This window comes from Pseudomonas putida (genome assembly GCF_016406145.1).
In the GTDB taxonomy this organism is placed as follows: Bacteria; Pseudomonadota; Gammaproteobacteria; order Pseudomonadales; family Pseudomonadaceae; genus Aquipseudomonas; species Aquipseudomonas putida_E.
This window is the reverse complement of the sequence record NZ_CP066306.1, coordinates 5,422,543-5,439,834: the sequence shown is the minus strand read 5'-3', so window position 1 is coordinate 5,439,834 and position 17,292 is coordinate 5,422,543. Positions and strand designations below refer to the sequence as shown.

Annotated in this window: 16 protein-coding genes and 1 tRNA gene; 8 read left to right on the top strand and 9 right to left on the bottom strand. The window is 62.3% G+C overall.

All coding sequences use genetic code 11. The features are described from left to right. Positions 1-102: 102 nt before the first annotated feature. The 5 genes from ppk2 to JET17_RS25090 form a co-directional block, all read right to left on the bottom strand. Complete coding sequence (gene ppk2 / locus JET17_RS25110) at positions 103-1,098, bottom strand: polyphosphate kinase 2 (protein WP_012316681.1); 996 nt, start codon at positions 1,096-1,098, stop codon at positions 103-105. Between the two features lie 191 nt (positions 1,099-1,289). Further along, positions 1,290-1,365: transfer RNA gene (locus tag JET17_RS25105), tRNA-Phe, on the bottom strand. Positions 1,366-1,455: 90 nt separating this feature from the next. Further along, on the bottom strand, positions 1,456-1,728 hold the full coding sequence (locus tag JET17_RS25100) for an oxidative damage protection protein (RefSeq protein ID WP_012316680.1): 273 nt from the start codon (positions 1,726-1,728) through the stop codon (positions 1,456-1,458). Then, a complete protein-coding gene (gene mutY / locus JET17_RS25095) occupies positions 1,725-2,792 on the bottom strand; it encodes an A/G-specific adenine glycosylase (protein WP_012316679.1) in 1,068 nt (355 codons plus the stop codon). The genes JET17_RS25100 and mutY overlap by 4 nt, the downstream gene beginning before the upstream one ends. Then, entirely contained in the window at positions 2,789-5,032 is a 2,244-nt protein-coding gene (locus JET17_RS25090; RefSeq protein ID WP_012316678.1) for an AsmA family protein, read from the bottom strand. Before JET17_RS25090 ends, mutY begins: the two co-directional genes overlap by 4 nt. Before the next feature lie 370 nt (positions 5,033-5,402). Here JET17_RS25090 and JET17_RS25085 point away from each other — a divergent pair, with 370 nt between their 5' ends. From JET17_RS25085 to hisF, 6 genes are all read left to right on the top strand, one after another. Then, on the top strand, positions 5,403-7,061 hold the full coding sequence (locus tag JET17_RS25085; RefSeq protein ID WP_012316677.1) for an OFA family MFS transporter: 1,659 nt from the start codon (positions 5,403-5,405) through the stop codon (positions 7,059-7,061). A gap of 232 nt (positions 7,062-7,293) precedes the next feature. Further along, a complete protein-coding gene (gene hisB, locus JET17_RS25080; RefSeq protein ID WP_012316676.1) occupies positions 7,294-7,887 on the top strand; it encodes an imidazoleglycerol-phosphate dehydratase HisB in 594 nt (197 codons plus the stop codon). Next, positions 7,888-8,526 (top strand): imidazole glycerol phosphate synthase subunit HisH, encoded by a 639-nt coding sequence (hisH, locus tag JET17_RS25075; RefSeq protein ID WP_012316675.1) that lies wholly within the window; start codon positions 7,888-7,890, stop codon positions 8,524-8,526. Next, positions 8,527-8,787 (top strand): DUF2164 domain-containing protein, encoded by a 261-nt coding sequence (locus tag JET17_RS25070; protein WP_012316674.1) that lies wholly within the window; start codon positions 8,527-8,529, stop codon positions 8,785-8,787. A 112-nt stretch (positions 8,788-8,899) separates the two neighbouring features. Continuing rightward, complete coding sequence (gene hisA / locus JET17_RS25065; RefSeq protein ID WP_012316673.1) at positions 8,900-9,637, top strand: 1-(5-phosphoribosyl)-5-[(5-phosphoribosylamino)methylideneamino]imidazole-4-carboxamide isomerase; 738 nt, start codon at positions 8,900-8,902, stop codon at positions 9,635-9,637. Positions 9,638-9,647: 10 nt separating this feature from the next. Continuing rightward, complete coding sequence (gene hisF / locus JET17_RS25060) at positions 9,648-10,418, top strand: imidazole glycerol phosphate synthase subunit HisF (protein ID WP_012316672.1); 771 nt, start codon at positions 9,648-9,650, stop codon at positions 10,416-10,418. A gap of 114 nt (positions 10,419-10,532) precedes the next feature. Here the strand turns inward: hisF and choV are convergent, their stop codons facing one another. The 3 genes from choV to choX form a co-directional block, all read right to left on the bottom strand. Further along, positions 10,533-11,711 (bottom strand): choline ABC transporter ATP-binding protein, encoded by a 1,179-nt coding sequence (choV, locus tag JET17_RS25055; protein ID WP_012316671.1) that lies wholly within the window; start codon positions 11,709-11,711, stop codon positions 10,533-10,535. Continuing rightward, on the bottom strand, positions 11,708-12,556 hold the full coding sequence (gene choW / locus JET17_RS25050; RefSeq protein ID WP_190273347.1) for a choline ABC transporter permease subunit: 849 nt from the start codon (positions 12,554-12,556) through the stop codon (positions 11,708-11,710). Before choW ends, choV begins: the two co-directional genes overlap by 4 nt. 81 nt (positions 12,557-12,637) lie before the next feature. Then, complete coding sequence (gene choX, locus JET17_RS25045) at positions 12,638-13,585, bottom strand: choline ABC transporter substrate-binding protein (protein ID WP_012316669.1); 948 nt, start codon at positions 13,583-13,585, stop codon at positions 12,638-12,640. Positions 13,586-14,026: 441 nt separating this feature from the next. Here choX and JET17_RS25040 point away from each other — a divergent pair, with 441 nt between their 5' ends. Both JET17_RS25040 and JET17_RS25035 read left to right on the top strand, forming a co-directional pair. After that, on the top strand, positions 14,027-15,403 hold the full coding sequence (locus JET17_RS25040) for an L-serine ammonia-lyase (protein ID WP_012316668.1): 1,377 nt from the start codon (positions 14,027-14,029) through the stop codon (positions 15,401-15,403). A 390-nt stretch (positions 15,404-15,793) separates the two neighbouring features. Further along, positions 15,794-16,900, top strand: coding sequence for a GlxA family transcriptional regulator (locus JET17_RS25035; RefSeq protein ID WP_012316667.1), 1,107 nt, complete (start codon positions 15,794-15,796; stop codon positions 16,898-16,900). A gap of 130 nt (positions 16,901-17,030) precedes the next feature. Here the strand turns inward: JET17_RS25035 and JET17_RS25030 are convergent, their stop codons facing one another. Beyond that, positions 17,031-17,288 (bottom strand): hypothetical protein, encoded by a 258-nt coding sequence (locus tag JET17_RS25030; RefSeq protein WP_012316666.1) that lies wholly within the window; start codon positions 17,286-17,288, stop codon positions 17,031-17,033. Positions 17,289-17,292: the final 4 nt, after the last annotated feature.

Sequence of the window (17,292 nt, the reverse complement as noted above, 5' to 3'; positions counted from 1 at the left end):
ATCCTTGGGGGCGAAAATGTGCGTATTGAATCGCACTTGCCGAGCAAACCCAAGCGTTGCTAGCGCCCGGCAGACCGGAGCACCCCTTGTAGGCCCCGGCCTTCAACTGTCGAGCGCAGGCCCTTCATCCTCCTCGAACCCGCGCGAAGCCCGGCCAACCAGCAAGTCATCCGGCGCGAACGCCACGCTTGGGTCCTTGCCCGGGTAATCCAGCGAATGCAGGAAATGCCGGATGCAGTTGATCCGTGCGCGCTTCTTGTCATCGGACTTGATCACCGTCCACGGTGCATCGCCAGTGTCGGTATGGAAGAACATCGCCTCCTTGGCGGCGGTGTAGTCCTCCCATTTATCCAGCGACTTGATGTCGATGGGCGAGAGCTTCCAGTGCTTGAGCGGGTCGTCCCGGCGCGAGATGAAGCGGCGCAACTGCTCTTCACGGTTCACCGAGAACCAGTACTTGAACAGCAGGATGCCGCTGTTGCACAGCATGCGCTCAAGGTCCGGCGCCTGGCGCATGAACTCCAGGTACTGCAGCGGTGTGCAGAACTCCATCACCTTCTCGACCCCGGCGCGGTTGTACCAGGAGCGGTCGAAGAACACCATTTCACCGGCCGTGGGCAGGTGCTGGATATAGCGCTGGAAATACCACTGGCCCTTTTCCTGCTCGGAAGGCTTCTCCAGCGCAACGATGCGCGCACCCCGCGGGTTCAGGTGCTCCATGAAGCGCTTGATGGTGCCACCCTTGCCTGCCGCATCTCGCCCTTCGAACAGCACTACCACGCGCTGGCCAGTGTCCTTGACCCAGCTTTGTACCTTCAGCAGCTCGATCTGCAGCGCGTGCTTGGCCTTCTCGTATTCCTGGCGGCGCATGCGGGTCGGGTAGGGGTAGCTCGCCGGCAGGCGGGCAGAGGTGCTGTCCTCGTTGCTGCCTTTCGGCGCACTGGCCACTTCCAGTGCTGCGGGCTCCTGGCTGACCTGGGTGATGGATGGCTCAGGTTTGCGCTGACGGGCGCGGCGGGCTCGAGGCTTTGGTGTGGTGCTGGGCGTCGGTTCGGCGGGGGCGGGGGCGGGGAGCAGTAGGGGGGATTCTTCGCTCATGGAGGTCCTTGCGAGGTCGATTCGAATGTTCGCCTGCAATTGTGGGTTTGAGCGAGAGGGGGTTAGTTGATGCGGGTCAACTATACGGGGTAGGCATAACAGGATGAGAAATCCCAGACAACAAAAAACCCGCACTAGGCGGGTTTCTTGTTGTCGCTTCGGGTAACTTTGCAACCACCAGAAGCTGAAGGTGGTGCCCAGAGACGGAGTCGAACCGCCGACACGAGGATTTTCAATCCTCTGCTCTACCGACTGAGCTATCTGGGCGACGAGGTGAATTAAATAGATTTCCAGACCGCTCGTCAACGACTTTTTGAAAAAATTTTAAATTAATTCCGTCGCTTACGATTTTTGGGGTCATTCGGCCGGTGGAACGTAACCTTCCGCCTGCGCGTAATCTTCGCCGGCGAAAAACTTGTCCATCTCGCCCTGAAGGTACTTGCGGTCCTCGGCGTTCATCATGTTCAGGCGCTTCTCGTTGATCAGCATGGTCTGGTGCTTCTGCCAGTCGGCCCAGGCTTGCTGCGAGATGTGCTCGAAGATGTCCTGGCCCTTGGCGCCGGGGTAAGGCGGGCGCTCCAGGCCTGGCAGTTGTTCTTTGTATTTGCGGCACATCACGGTGCGGGTCATCGGGCATCTCCTGCAATCAGTTCGTCGGCCGCGCGTTTGAGCAGCTTTTTGACCGGGGCAGCGAGGCCCAGGCGCGGCGGGGTGGCGAGGTTATACCAGAGCCAGTCGGCCTCGGCCACGTGCTGGCCGACCGGGTCGACACGCACCAGCCATGGCTCGATCGCCAGCTGGAAATGGCTGAAGGTATGGGTCAGGCCGTCCAGTGCGCGGCTTTCGGCCAGGCGCAGGCCATGCTGGTAGGCCAGGTCATCGAGCTGCTCGATGGCGTCCAGCTCGGGCAGGCTCCACAGGCCGCCCCAGAGGCCACTGGACGGGCGGCGGTAAAGCAGGATCGCGCCTTCATGGTTGGCCAACAGCGGCATCAGGGTGCGCCGCTGGGGCAGGGCCTTGCGCGGTTTGGGCTCGGGGTAACGTGTTTCTTCGCCGTGCAGGTGCGCTTCGCAGCCGCTGCGCACGGGGCACAACAGGCAACTCGGCTTGCTGCGGGTGCACAGCGTGGCGCCCAGGTCCATCATCGCCTGGGTATAGTGGTTGGCGCGTTGTTGCGGGGTAAAGCGCTCGGCAGTGGCCCACAGGGCATTGGCCACCTTCGGCTCGCCCGGGTAGCCGGCCTGGGCGGTAAAGCGGGCCAGCACGCGTTTGACGTTGCCGTCCAGGATCGGCACACGGATACCCATGCTGATGCTGGCAATGGCACCGGCCGTGGAGCGGCCTATACCTGGCAGCTCGGTAAGCTGTTCGACACTACGCGGGAACTCGCCGCCGTGTTGCTCGACGACGATCCTGGCGGCCTTCTGCAGGTTGCGTGCACGGGTGTAGTAACCCAGGCCGGTCCACAGGTGCAGCACCTCGTCCTCCGGGGCCTCGGCCAGCGCCTGCACAGTGGGCAGGGCCTGCATGAAGCGGTCGAAGTAGTTCAGCACGGTGCTGACCTGGGTCTGTTGCAGCATGATTTCCGACACCCACACCCGGTAAGGGTTAATGCCCTGTTGCCAGGGCAGGTCGTGTCGGCCGTGCTGGTCGTACCAGTCCAGCACGGCGCTGGAGAACTGCGCAGGGCTCATCGCTTGAACAGCCCCTTGAGCGCGTCTTTCAATTCTGGGCTCACTTTGTCTCCGAGTTTTTCATCGAGCTTTTCATCGATCTTGTCTTTGAGGCGGTTGCCGGCCAGTTTGGCGGCAACCTTGCCCAGGCCGTCCTGGTCCAGGCGGCAGGCCTTGGCGCCAAGCTCCAGCGGGCCACGGCAACGCAGCGGCAGTTCGACGCCGACGTAACGCTCGTTGACCTGGCAGGCCGGGTCGGGCATGGCACGCTGGTCACCTTCGACGATTACGCCGACGTTGTAGTCCATGCCCAGCACGCGCAGGTCGAGGTCGCCGTGGCCGTTGACGGTGAGGCCTGGGATGCGCGCCTTGAGGTCCGGATTGCTGGCCACGCCGTTGCGCACCACCAGGCTGCCGCGCAGTTCTTCGAACGGCGTGTCCTTGCCGCGTGGTTCGCCGCTGAGCGTCTTGCGGTTGAGGGTGGCGATGGCCTGGCAGAGCTGCTGTTCCAGGTTGGCGTTGACCAGCACGCCGTCGTTGATGGTGAAGTTTGCGTTGCCGTTGAGGGTGTCCACCAGTGCCTTCTGGCTGTTACCGGTGGCTGTCAGGTCGCTGGTCAGGGTCAGCAGGCCTTTGACCGGCGGTGCCTGGTCTTTGTCTTCAGCCTTGATGAAGTGCTCCACCGGCACCCGGTTGATCTTGGTATTGACGCCGATCTGCGGCACGGCTGGGCGCACATCTACGGTGCCCTTGGCTTCAAAGCTGCCGTTGTAGAGGCCACCGCGCAGGGTCTGCAGGGTGACCAGGCCGCCCTGGCCGTTCGCTTGCAACTGCGCGTCGCTGATCGGCAGCTTGTCCAGGGTCAGTGAGCCGAAGGCCAGGTCGGCCTGCAGGTCGAGCGTGCGAAGACGGTCCACCGGCAGCAGCTTGTCGTTGCTCCAGGCTACCTGGGTGGGCGCGTTTGGCAGCGGCGAACTGCCGGCACCGGCGATGGCGCTGGCTTCCTGTTGCTTGACCTCGTTCTGGCGCGCTGCGGTGGCACCCTTGGCTGCTTCGCTCTTGGCCGGCATGTAGCGGTCGGCGTCGAACTTGTCGGCCTTGAGCTGCACGCGCAGGGCTTGCTTGGCAAAGTCCTCGACGGCAACGCGGCCGCTGAAGGTGCTGTCGTCGAGTTTTACGGCGAGGTCTTCCAGGGCCAGGCTGCTTGGCGTGCCCTGCAGGCGGCTGACCAGCTCCAGCTTGTTGAAGGCGGCGGGGTCGTTGGTGGCCGGCAGCGGATGGCCGACGCCATCGAGGAAGGTGCGCAGGTCGAACTGGGCGATGGACAGCCCACCGCTGAGCTGCGGCGTCTTGTCCAGGTCGCGCAGGTTCAGCTCGCCAAGGGCGCGCAGCTGGTTGGCCGAGATTTTCAGGCCGTTCCAGGAGGCGACGTTGGCTGCCATGTCGACCAACAGCTGACCTTGGGCCGCGAAGGTCATGGTTTTGCCGGCCAGAGGCTCGCCCGAGGTTTCGCCGGACAGGCGCATGTCCTCGAAGTTGTAGCGCTTGAGCTTGCGGTCAAAGCGCAGTTCGCCGGCAAGTTCGGTGCGTGCCTTCATGTTCGGCTGGCTGGCGCTGAGGAAGGCGCTGGCCTTGAGCGGGATGTTCGCGCCCTCGTGGACCGGGCCGGTGCTCAGCTGGATGCTTTCGGCGGTGTAGCTCTGGCCGGTCTTGGCATCGGTGTAGTGCACACGGGCGTTGTTCACGGTCAGGCTGTCGATGTCGAGCTTGACCGAACGTTCGCTGCTGCCCTCTGCAGGTGCGCTGGGCTGTTCGGCAGGCGCAGGTGCACTGGCAGTTGGGTCGGTTTGCGCAGGCAGCGGCTTGCCGATGTCTTCCCAGTTGCCATGGCCCTGTTCATCACGGTTCAGGGTCAGGTTCAGGCCTTCGACGCGCACATCGCTCATCTGCACTTCACGGCGCAGCAAGGGCAGCACGCGTACCGACAGGCCAAGCATCTGCAGGTCGGCGAACGGTTCCTTGGGCTTGTTCAGGGTGGCGATGCTGGCTTCGTGAAGCTCCAGGCCCAGCCACGGGAACAGGCTCCAGCCGATGTCGCCATTGAGGGTCAGCTCGACGTGGGCTTTGTCGCGCGCCAACTGGCGGATCTCGTCTTTATAGTCGTTGGGATCGAAGAGGTGGGTCAGGGCGAAGCCCAGCGCCACGATGATCAGCAGCAACCCGAGAAGCCCCAGTCCCAGGAGTTTGCCGAACGCTTTCATGGGCGAGTCCTTGTAGTCCGTATTTGATTTTCAAGCGCCAGAGTATAGCGCCGCAGTGGTATGCCCAGAGTATTCGACAAGAGATACAGAGCATTTCCTACCAATTGATCAGGTGTTGTGGCTTTCGACAGTTGTGGTTTGGGCAGTTCCTTTTTGCTGACCTGGCAGCAATACCGATTCAGCCGAGCAAAAAATAACGATATCAGATTGCTTTCATGTCATAGGCGAACTGGTACTCTTTCGCCGCCTGCGAAGCGGCCGCGACGTATTGTCGCGGGACGTTGCCCTGAAACGGCCGAGCCTTACGTGCAACCAGAAGAGCCGGGCATTCAATGCGCACGCATCGTCTACCTACATAAGGATCACATCCATGAACAGCAGTATCACGGCAGGAGCAGTGGCCAGCGCGCCAAGTTTCCTGTCGAAGGAGCGCATCATCGCCCGCCCGGGCTTCAACCGCTGGTTGGTACCCCCGGCCGCGTTGGCCATCCACTTGTGTATCGGCATGGCCTACGGTTTTTCCGTCTTCTGGCTGCCGCTTTCCCAAGCCATCGGCATCACGGCCCCGGTAGCGTGCTCGGCGGACATGGGCTTCATTGCCCGTATGTTCAGCGCCGAGTGCGACTGGCCCATTTCCATGCTGAGCTGGATCTACACCCTGTTCTTCGTGTTCCTCGGTTGCTCGGCGGCGGTGCTGGGCGGTTGGCTGGAACACGCTGGGCCGCGTAAGGCTGGCCTGGTGTCGGCCCTGTGCTGGTGCGGCGGCATGCTGATTTCGGCAATTGGCGTGAAGACCCATCAGCTATGGCTGATGTGGCTGGGCTCCGGCGTGATCGGCGGTATTGGCCTGGGCCTGGGCTACATCTCGCCGGTTTCGACCCTGATCAAGTGGTTCCCGGACAAGCGCGGCATGGCCACTGGCATGGCGATCATGGGCTTTGGCGGCGGCGCCATGGTCGGTGCACCGTTGGCCACTGCGCTGATGGGGCACTTCGGCAATGAGCATGAAGTGGGTGTGTGGCAGAGCTTCGTGGTGATGGCGGCGATCTACTTCGTGTTCATGACCGCTGGCGCCCTGGCGTACCGCGTGCCGCCGACCGGCTGGAAGCCTGAAGGCTGGACCGCGCCGGTGAAGAAAGCCAATGCGATGGTCACCGACCGTCACGTGCACGTCAGCGTTGCCTGGAAAACCCCCCAGTTCGCGCTGATCTGGCTGGTGCTGTGCCTGAACGTTTCTGCGGGCATCGGCATCCTGGGCATGGCGTCGCCGCTGCTGCAGGAGGTGTTCGCCGGCAAGCTGCTGGGCAACGAGCTGAGCTTCAGCGAGCTGAACGCTGCACAATTGGCGCAGATTGCCGCCATTGCCGCTGGTTTCACCGGCCTGCTGAGCCTGTTCAACATCGGCGGGCGGTTCTTCTGGGCATCGTTCTCGGACTACATCGGCCGCAAGAACACCTACTTCGCCTTCTTCGCCCTGGGTGTGGGCCTCTACAGCCTGGTGCCGAACATGGGTCACCTGGGCAACGTGGCACTGTTCGTGGCGGCGTTCTGCATCATCCTGTCCATGTACGGCGGTGGTTTCGCCACGGTGCCGGCCTACCTGGCCGACCTGTTCGGTACGCAGATGGTCGGTGCCATCCACGGTCGGCTGTTGACGGCCTGGGCCGCTGCCGGTGTGCTGGGCCCGGTGCTGATCACTTACCTGCGTGAGTACCAGCTGGCGGCGGGTGTGGAGCGTGCGGCGGCTTATGACATGACCCTGTACATCCTTGCTGGCCTGCTGGTGCTGGGCTTCGTCTGCAACCTGTTGGTGCGCCCGGTGGCCGACAAGCACTTCATGAGCGATGCCGAGCTTGCGGCCGAGCGTGCCCTGAGCCACGACAAAGGTGCCGACGGCGCGCGTTCGCTGGAGTGGCATGCTGCGCCTGGCAGCCTGCCGCTGGTGCTGATCGCCTGGGCAGTGGTGGTGATTCCGCTGGCCTGGGGGGTTTGGATTACCCTGCAGAAGACGGCGGTGCTGTTCCACTGAGGTGCATGACAGCCAGCTGACTGGCTGGCTGTGATGGCCTCATCGCGGCAAGCCGGCTCCTGCAGGTTGCTCCACCAAGCATGAGTTTTGGGGAGGCTTCTGGGGGCCGGCTTGCCGGCGATAGGGCTGCAGAGCAGCCCCTTGCAATGCCATATGTCATCCGCGTTCCAAGCTTGAGCGTTCTGGGCCTATAATGGAGCCCTTTTCGCCCAATGATTTTGCGGAGCTGGTGATGGTCGAACGTAAGGCTTCCGTCGAGCGCAATACCCTGGAAACCCAGGTCAAGTGCTCGATCAACCTCGATGGCAGTGGCAAGGCCCGATTCGATATCGGCGTGCCTTTCCTTGAACACATGCTCGACCAGATTGCCCGACACGGGCTGATCGATCTGGATATCGAGTGCAAGGGTGACCTGCATATCGACGATCACCATACCGTCGAAGACGTCGGTATCACGCTGGGCCAGGCATTCGCCCAGGCCATCGGTGACAAGAAAGGCATCTTCCGTTACGGCCATGCCTATGTGCCGCTGGACGAAGCGCTGTCGCGTGTGGTCATCGACTTCTCCGGCCGCCCAGGCCTGCAGATGCACGTGCCGTACACCCGCGCCACCGTTGGCGGCTTCGATGTCGACCTGTTCCAGGAGTTCTTCCAGGGCTTCGTCAACCATGCCTTGGTTACCCTGCACATCGACAACCTGCGTGGCCACAATACCCACCACCAGATCGAAACCGTGTTCAAGGCCTTTGGTCGTGCCCTGCGCATGGCCGTGACCCAGGACGAGCGCATGGCCGGGCAGATGCCATCCACCAAGGGATGCCTGTAAATGCAGACGGTAGCCGTAATCGACTATGGCATGGGCAACCTGCACTCGGTGGCCAAGGCGCTCGAGCATGTCGGCGCCGGCAAGGTGCTGGTCACCAGCGATGCTGCGGTGATTCGCGAGGCTGACCGTGTGGTGTTCCCGGGCGTGGGCGCGATTCGCGACTGCATGGCCGAAATCCGCCGCCTGGGCTTCGACAGCCTGGTGCGTGAAGTCAGCCAGGACCGCCCGTTCCTGGGCATCTGTGTCGGCATGCAGGCCCTGCTGGACCACAGCGAAGAAAACGACGGTGTCGACTGCATCGGCCTGTTCCCTGGCCAGGTGCGCTTCTTTGGTAAAGACCTGCAGGAAGGTGGTGAGCACCTGAAAGTGCCGCACATGGGCTGGAACGAAGTCACCCAGGCCGTCGACCACCCGCTGTGGCACGACATCTCTGATCGTGCGCGCTTCTATTTTGTGCACAGCTACTACATCAATGCCGGCAAGCCGGGCCAGGTGGTCGGCCGCGGCCATTATGGCGTCGACTTCGCTGCCGCGCTGGCCGAGGGCTCGCGCTTTGCCGTGCAGTTCCACCCGGAGAAGAGCCATACCCATGGCCTGCAACTGCTGCAGAACTTCGTCGCCTGGGACGGGCGCTGGTAAATGAGCAGGTCGAAGACCAAGGCCCCCGTCATCACCCTGGCCCCCGAGCAGGAGCGCGAAGCGCTCGACACCCTCAAGCGCTTCCTCGAAGACCGCTTCGAGTTGCAGCTGGGGTCGTTCGAGGTGGCTGAGGTCCTCGACGTGTTCAGCAAAGAGATTGCACCCCATTACTACAACAGGGCGATTGCCGATGTTCAGCTGCACCTCAAGGAGCGGTTCGAGAGCATCGAGAGCGACCTGTGGGCGTTGGAAAAAAGCTGAAAGCTTCAAGCCTCAAGCTGTAAGCCAAAGCTGGACCGCCATCGAAAACACGACGCGCATGCTTGCAGCTTGTCGCTTGCAGCTTGCCGCTTGAATTGACGAAGGAAAGAGCATGCTGATTATCCCCGCTATCGATCTGAAGGACGGTGCCTGCGTGCGCCTGCGCCAGGGCCGCATGGAAGACTCCACGGTATTTTCCGACGACCCGGTGAGCATGGCCGCCAAGTGGGTTGAGGGTGGTTGCCGTCGCCTGCACCTGGTCGACCTCAACGGCGCCTTCGAAGGCCAGCCGGTCAACGGTGAGGTGGTCACTGCCATCGCCAAGCGTTACCCGAACCTGCCGATCCAGATCGGCGGCGGCATCCGTTCGCTGGAAACCATTGAGCACTACGTCAAGGCTGGCGTCAGCTACGTGATCATTGGCACCAAGGCGGTCAAGCAGCCTGAGTTCGTCGCCGAAGCCTGCAAAGCCTTCCCCGGCAAGGTCATCGTCGGCCTGGACGCCAAGGACGGTTTCGTCGCCACCGACGGCTGGGCTGAAGTGAGCTCGGTGCAGGTCATCGACCTGGCCAAGCGCTTCGAGGCCGATGGCGTCTCGGCGATCGTCTACACCGACATCGCCAAGGACGGCATGATGCAGGGCTGCAACGTGCCATTCACCGCGGCGCTGGCAGCGGCCACCTCGATCCCGGTGATCGCCTCGGGCGGCATCCACAACCTGGGTGACATCAAGACCCTGCTGGACGCCAAGGCCCCAGGCATCGTCGGTGCAATCACTGGCCGTGCCATCTACGAAGGCACCCTCGATGTCGCCGAGGCCCAGGCCTTCTGCGACAACTATAAAGGCTGAGGACTGAACCATGGCACTGGCCAAGCGCATCATCCCTTGCCTGGACGTGGACAACGGCCGGGTGGTCAAGGGCGTCAAGTTCGAGAACATTCGTGATGCCGGCGACCCGGTGGAAATTGCCCGTCGCTACAACGAGCAGGGTGCCGATGAAATCACCTTCCTCGACATCACTGCCAGCGTCGATGGCCGCGACACCACCTTGCATACCGTCGAGCGCATGGCCAGCCAGGTGTTCATCCCGCTGACCGTGGGCGGTGGCGTGCGTACCGTGCAGGACATCCGCAACCTGCTCAATGCCGGTGCCGACAAGGTTTCGATCAACACCGCCGCGGTGTTCAACCCAGAGTTTGTGGGTGAGGCTGCCGACCGTTTCGGTTCGCAGTGCATCGTGGTGGCCATCGATGCCAAGAAGGTGTCTGCGCCCGGTGAAGCGCCGCGCTGGGAAATCTTCACCCATGGCGGGCGCAAGCCGACCGGGCTGGACGCCGTCGAGTGGGCGAAGAAGATGGAAGGCCTGGGTGCCGGTGAGATCCTGCTGACCAGCATGGACCAGGACGGCATGAAGAACGGTTTTGACCTGGGTGTGACCCGCGCCATCAGCGATGCGCTGGGGATTCCAGTGATCGCTTCGGGTGGTGTGGGTAACCTGCAGCACCTGGCTGACGGGATTCTGGAAGGGCATGCCAGCGCGGTGCTGGCGGCGAGCATCTTCCACTTCGGTGAGTACACGGTGCCGGAGGCCAAGGCCTATATGGCTGCACGCGGTATCGTCGTTCGCTGATGGATTGTTGGGAGGGCTTTGCCCTCCTTTCGCGACACAAGGCCGCTCCTACAGATACGCTTTTGTAGCAGCGGCCTTGTGTCGCGAAAGGGCCGCACAGCGGCCCCGGTTGCATCACCCGTGGTTCTTGCCAAGCAACGCGTGGTAGAGCTCGGTATCCCCAAGTATCCCCACCACCTTGTCGTTATCCTGCAGCACCAGCTTGTTGCCTGTCTGGTAACGGATCTGCAGCGCCTCGCGCATGCCGATATCGGCGTTGACCAGCGTAGGCCGGCGTTCCAGCAACTCGACATCCTCCCCTGGCGCCCAGTTCTGCAGGTCCAGCCCGTTCTGCCCTTGGCGTGCACGCTTGAGCGAGCCCCCTTCGCCCAGGTCCAGCCACGAGTCGATGCCTGGGTCCAGGCACACCGAACCGTTGATCCGCTTGCAGTTGTCCAGGGTGCGCATCAGGCTGCGGCCGCAAAGCACGTTCAGTGGGTTGGTGTGGGCCACGAAGGTGCGCACATACTCGTCCGCCGGGTTGAGCACGATCTCCTCGGGCTTGCTGTACTGGATGATCCGCCCGTCCTTCATGATGGCGATGCGGCTGCCCAGCTTGAGCGCTTCGTCCAGGTCGTGGCTGACGAACACGATGGTCTTGTTGAGCTTGCGCTGCAGCTCCAGCAACTCGTCCTGCAAGCCCTGGCGGATCAGCGGGTCGAGGGCCGAGAACGGTTCATCCATCAGCAGGATGTCGGCGTCCATGGCCAGCGCCCTGGCCAGGCCCACGCGCTGCTGCATGCCGCCGGAGAGTTCGTCCGGCTTCTTGTTGCGCCATTGGGTCAAACCCACCAGCTCGAGCTTCTCGTCCACCAGCTTGCGCCGTTCCTTTTCAGGGCGGCCCTGCATTTCCAGGCCAAAGCTGATGTTCTCGCGCACGGTCAGCCAGGGCATCAGTGCGAACTTCTGGAAGACCATGGCGATGCGCTTGGTGCGCATCATCTTGAGCTCCGCCGGGGTGCAGTGAGCGATGTCGATGTGCTTGCCTTCGTGCTCGACGAACAGCTTGCCGCGGCTGACGGTGTTCAGGCCGTTGATGCAGCGCAGCAGGCTCGACTTGCCCGAACCGGACAAGCCCATCAGCACGCAGATCTCGCCCTTGTTGATATCCAGGTTGGCCTTTTCGACACCCACCACCAGGCCGGTCTGCTTGAGGATCTGCTCGCGGGTTTTGCCCTGATCGAGCAATGCCAGCGCTTCCCGCGGCTTGTTGGAGAAGATGACGTCGACGTCTTCGAAACGAATGATGCTCATGCTTCACCCCTTACCGTGACTTCCGGTTGCTTGCAGATACGGTCGAGCATGATGGCCAGCAGTACGATCGCCAGGCCCGCTTCAAAGCCCAGGGAAATATCAGCGGTGTTCAGTGCGTTGACCACGGGTTTGCCCAGGCCGTCGGCGCCCACCAGGGCCGCGATCACCACCATCGACAGCGACAGCATGATGCACTGGGTAACACCGGCGGCGATGCTGGGCATCGCGTGGGGCAGTTCGATGCGGGTCAGCAACTGGCGTCGTGAGCAGCCGAAGGCCTTGCCGGCGTCCAGCAGCTCCTGCGGCACGTCGCAGATGCCCAGGTAGGTCAGGCGAATCGGTGCGGCGATGGCGAACACCACCGTGGAGATCAGCCCAGGCACCACGCCCAGGCCGAACAGTGTCAGGGTAGGGATCAGGTAAACGAAGGTCGGTACCGTCTGCATCAGGTCGAGCACCGGGCGCATCGCGGTGTAGAACATCGGTTTGTGCGCGGCGACGATACCCAGCGGCACGCCGATGGCCACACAGACCACGGTGGCAAAGGTGACTTGCGCCAGGGTTTCCATGGTCTCCTGCCAGTACCCCAGGTTGAGGATCAGCAGAAAGGAGAGGGCGACGAACACAGTCAGTGCCCATTTGCGCTGGATCAAGTGCGCGAGGGCGGCGAACAGGGCGATGAGGACGAACGGGTTGAACCAGGTCAGGGTGCTGGTGACGCCATGGATCATGAATTCCAGGCCTTGGGCGATGGCGTCGAAGTAATCGGCGCCATTCTGGGTCAGCCATTCGACGAATGACGCGATGTACTGACCCAGGGGTATTTTCTGATCGATAAGCATGATAGCGAGCTTCCACCTGCAAAGATTGAAATCAGTCCGGGGCGAGCACGGTCCCGCCCCGCGGTGTTGCCTTGGCGTCTTGCGTTATTGCGTCAGTTTGGCTTTGGCCGCCTCAAGGCCGGGTTTGCCGTCCACGGTGGTCACCCCGGCGAGCCAGGCGTCCAGCTTGCCTGGGTTGTCCTTGAGCCACTTCTTGGCAGCTGCCTCGGGTTTCATCTTGTCGTCCAGGACATAGCCCATCATGGTGCTTTCATCCTTGAGCTCGAACGACAGGTTCTTGAGCAGTTGGCCTACGTTGCTGCACTCCTGCACATAGCCCTTGCGGGTATTGGTCAGCACGGTTGCCTTGCCCAATTCGGGGCCGAAAAAGTCGTCCCCGCCGGTCAGGTACTGCATCTTGAAGCGGGTGTTCATCGGGTGAGGCTCCCAGCCGAGGAACACGATCGCGTCACCGCGCTTCTGCGCCCTGTCGACCTGGGACAGCATGCCGGCTTCACTGGACTGCACGATCTTGAAACCGGCGTCCTTCAGGCCGAAGGCGTTCTTGTCGATCATGCTCTGGATGGTGCGGTTGCCGTCATTGCCGGGTTCGATGCCGTAGATCTTGCCGTCCAGCTCCTTCTTGAATTTGGGAATGTCGGCAAAGTCCTTGAGGCCCTTGTCGTACAGCGACTGGGGCACGGCCAAGGTGTACTTGGCGTTTTCCAGGTTGGCGCGCACGGTTTCGACAGTGCCGGCGTCACGGTACTGCTTGATGTCGTTCTCCATGGTCGGCATCCAGTTGCCGAGAAACACGTCCAGGTCCTTGCCGGTGGCCAGCGACTTGTAGGTCACCGGTACCGAGATCATGGTGGTGTGAGTCTTGTAACCCAATGCTTCGAGCACAACGCTGGTGGTCGCGGTGGTTACCGTGATGTCGGTCCAGCCGACATCAGAAAAACGTACCGTCTGACACTGCTCGGGTTCTGCGGCCTGGGCCAGCAAGGGGGCGGACAGCAACGCGGCCAGCAACAGCGAGGGTGAACCTTTCATGGATGGACTCCTGTGATTTTATCTTCGGGTTCGCGAGGGCTGCCGGGCTTTCTCAGGGTCCGGTCAACCAGGCCTGCAGAGGGCAGGATGCGAGGCCGTGCAATACGAGTCGCTTTTGATAATCCACCAGCGCCGGGCAATCGCCTACTGGTGGGGTCGTAACCAGTACGGAACGGGTCGCTTTGAGTACTGGCGATGTCGCATATGGCTTTTTCCTCCCTTGCCTGCGTATTTTTCCGTCATCAGAGCGCCCGAAAGCGGCGCACATGCAGGTGAAACAGCGCGGCGCTGCTGGACAAAAGTACGTCGGTTGCAGACGGCGAGGGGGGGCGTAAAAGCCCGATGATGCGTGCATTCGTGGCGGCTCGCAGCTTCAGCCTAGCAGTTGCCCCGCCCTGCGCATGGCGCGCAGAGACAAGCCCAGCAAGAGGTGTAGCGACAATGGCCATCAGCGTGTTCGACCTGTTCAAGATCGGAGTCGGGCCCTCCAGCTCCCATACCGTCGGCCCCATGCGTGCGGGCGCCCTGTTTGTCCAAGGCCTGCGTGAGCGCGGCGAGCTGGAGCAGGTGAAAAGGGTGCAGGTGCGGTTGTACGGTTCGCTGTCGGCCACCGGTATTGGCCACGGCTCCGACCACGCCACCATCATGGGCCTGATGGGCGAATGGCCGGACGCCATCGACCCGGCCCAGATCATCCCACGCATCGCCGACCTGCGCGAAACCAACACCCTGAAGCTGGATAACCGGTTGCCCATCGAATTCGTCTGGGCCCGCGACATGCTGCTGCTGGACGAGAACCTCCCGTACCACCCTAATGCCATGACCCTGATCGCCGAAGGCGAGCAGGGCGAGCTGCACCGTGACACCTACTACTCGGTGGGTGGTGGTTTCGTGGTCGACGCCGCCCAGGCCGCCAGTGGTGTGCTGGATGCCGACCAGACGGTGCTGCCGTACGATTTCAACAGTGCCGCAGAGCTGCTGCGCCTGTGCAAGCAAAACGACCTCAGTGTGTCGCAATTGATGATGGCCAACGAGAAGGTCTGGCGCAGCGAGCAAGAGATCCGCGCCGGCCTGCACACGCTCTGGCAAGCCATGCAGGAATGTGTGCACAACGGTCTCAAGCATGAAGGTACGCTGCCCGGCGGGCTGAACGTGCGCCGCCGCGCCGCCAGGCTGCACCGCAGCCTGCAGGAGATCGGCAAGCCCAACGTGATCGGCTCGACCATGAGTGCCATGGAGTGGGTCAACCTGTTCGCCCTGGCGGTCAACGAAGAGAACGCCGCGGGCGGGCGCATGGTCACTGCGCCCACCAATGGCGCGGCAGGCATCATCCCGGCGGTGCTGCACTACTACATGCGGTTCAGCGATGCGGTCGACGAGTCCAACGTGGTCGACTTCTTCCTGGCCGCCGCCGCAGTGGGCATCCTTTGCAAAAAGAACGCATCGATTTCAGGTGCCGAAGTGGGTTGCCAAGGTGAAGTCGGTTCAGCGTGCGCCATGGCGGCGGCGGGCCTTGCCGAAGTGCTGGGGGCGACCCCGCCGCAGGTGGAGAACGCCGCCGAGATCGCTCTTGAGCACAACCTGGGCCTGACCTGCGACCCGGTCGGTGGCCTGGTGCAGGTGCCGTGTATCGAGCGTAATGCCATTGCGGCAGTAAAAGCCATCAACGCTGTACAGATGGCCCTGCGCGGTGATGGCGAGCACTTCATTTCCCTGGACCAGGTGATCCGTACCATGCGCGACACCGGCGCCGACATGCATGACAAGTATAAAGAAACCTCGCGCGGCGGCCTGGCGGTCAGCGCCATCGAATGTTGACGCGCTGACTATGCGCTACGCTCGTCAGGACGCCCCGTTTTGGGGCGTCTTCGCATCAGCCGATCGTCGGGTGTCGCGATCAGTGTGGCCATTGTCGGTGACACTAAACAGTGTCGTTTCTGGGCAACCTGCCTTGAGCGTGTCACCAAATTGCTCATAAGTGACACGCAAAGGCGCTGGCCCGCCGGTTTGGGTTTGTTCCATAACCCGATTGCCGAGCCCGAATTGCTGAAAAAAGGCGTCGTTTTTGGGTTTTTTTGGATAGCCGTTCAATTTCAGGCACGGCCCTTGCGTTGAGATTGGTAAAGCCCCTGCAAATGAATTGGGGCCATGACAAAAAATCAGTGCCCGCCTGAGGCACACCCTGTTTTTGTGTGAGGAGAAATCGCGATGACGTCGTACACCTCCGGGAATCCAACCCAGAACCGCACAGCACCCCAGTCCATCGGGTTTCTCCTACTGGACAACTTCACCCTGATTTCCCTGGCATCGGCCGTCGAGCCGCTGCGCATGGCCAACCAGCTTTCGGGCCGTGAGCTGTATCGCTGGCACACGCTGACCGTCGATGGCGGCCAGGTCTGGGCCAGCGATGGCTTGCAGATCACCCCGGACGCCGCCATCGCCAACGCTCCTCCCATCGACACCGTGATCGTCTGCGGTGGCGTCGGTATCCAGCGTTCGGTCACCCGTGAGCATGTCACCTGGCTGCAGGCCCAGGCCCGTCAGTCGCGCCGTTTGGGCGCTGTGTGTACCGGCAGCTGGGCGCTGGCCTGTGCCGGCTTGCTCGATGGCTTCGACTGCAGCGTGCACTGGGAATGCCTGGCGGCGATGCAGGAGGCGTTTCCGCGGGCAAACATGAGCACTCGCCTGTTCACCCTCGACCGTAACCGTTTCACCAGCTCTGGCGGCACTGCGCCGCTGGACATGATGCTGCACCTGATCAGCCGCGATCATGGCCGTGAACTGTCTGCGGCGATCTCTGAGATGTTCGTCTACGAGCGCATTCGCAACGAGCAGGACCACCAGCGCGTGCCGCTCAAGCACATGCTGGGCACCAACCAGCCGAAGCTGCAGGAAATCGTCGCGCTGATGGAGGCCAACCTGGAAGAGCCGATCGACCTCGACGAACTGGCCGTGTACGTGGCCGTGTCGCGTCGCCAGCTTGAGCGCCTGTTCCAGAAGTACCTGCATTGTTCGCCGTCGCGCTATTACCTCAAGCTGCGTCTGATTCGCGCGCGGCAGCTGCTGAAGCAGACGCCGATGTCGATCATCGAAGTGGCCTCGGTGTGCGGCTTCGTGTCCACCCCGCACTTCTCCAAGTGCTACCGCGAGTACTTCGGCATACCGCCGCGTGATGAACGAGTAGGTTCAAACACCGCACAGCAAGTGGCAATGATGCCTATTCCGCAAGCCATGACCCTGTCCCCGCACAGTGGGCCGATGGCTGCACTGAGCCAGGCGCGTAACGAGTCGACCTTTGCCAGTGTGAGGCTCTGACGCCCAGGGGCTGCTTTGCAGCCCAATCGCCGGCAAGCCGGCTCCCACAGATTCACCACCAGGCCTGAGAGCGGTGTGGAACCTGTGGGAGCCGGCTTGCCGGCGATGAGGCCCGTTCAGAAATACGCGATCAGGCGCGCTTGTTGAAACTCGCAAGTGCCGGCAGCAACTGCTTGTCGATCGCTTGGCGCACCGCCGGCAGAATCGTCGCACTGCCGGTGTACATCTGCTCGACCATGCCCTTGAGCGCCCGCGCATTAGGCTCGGTCAGCCCACGCACGACCGCTTCGCAAGCCTGCTCGGCACTGGCACCCGCCGGAATCTCGAACCCGCGCGCGCGCAGGTGGCCTGCCAGGTCGTCCTGATCAATCAAATCCGCATGCATCATGGCT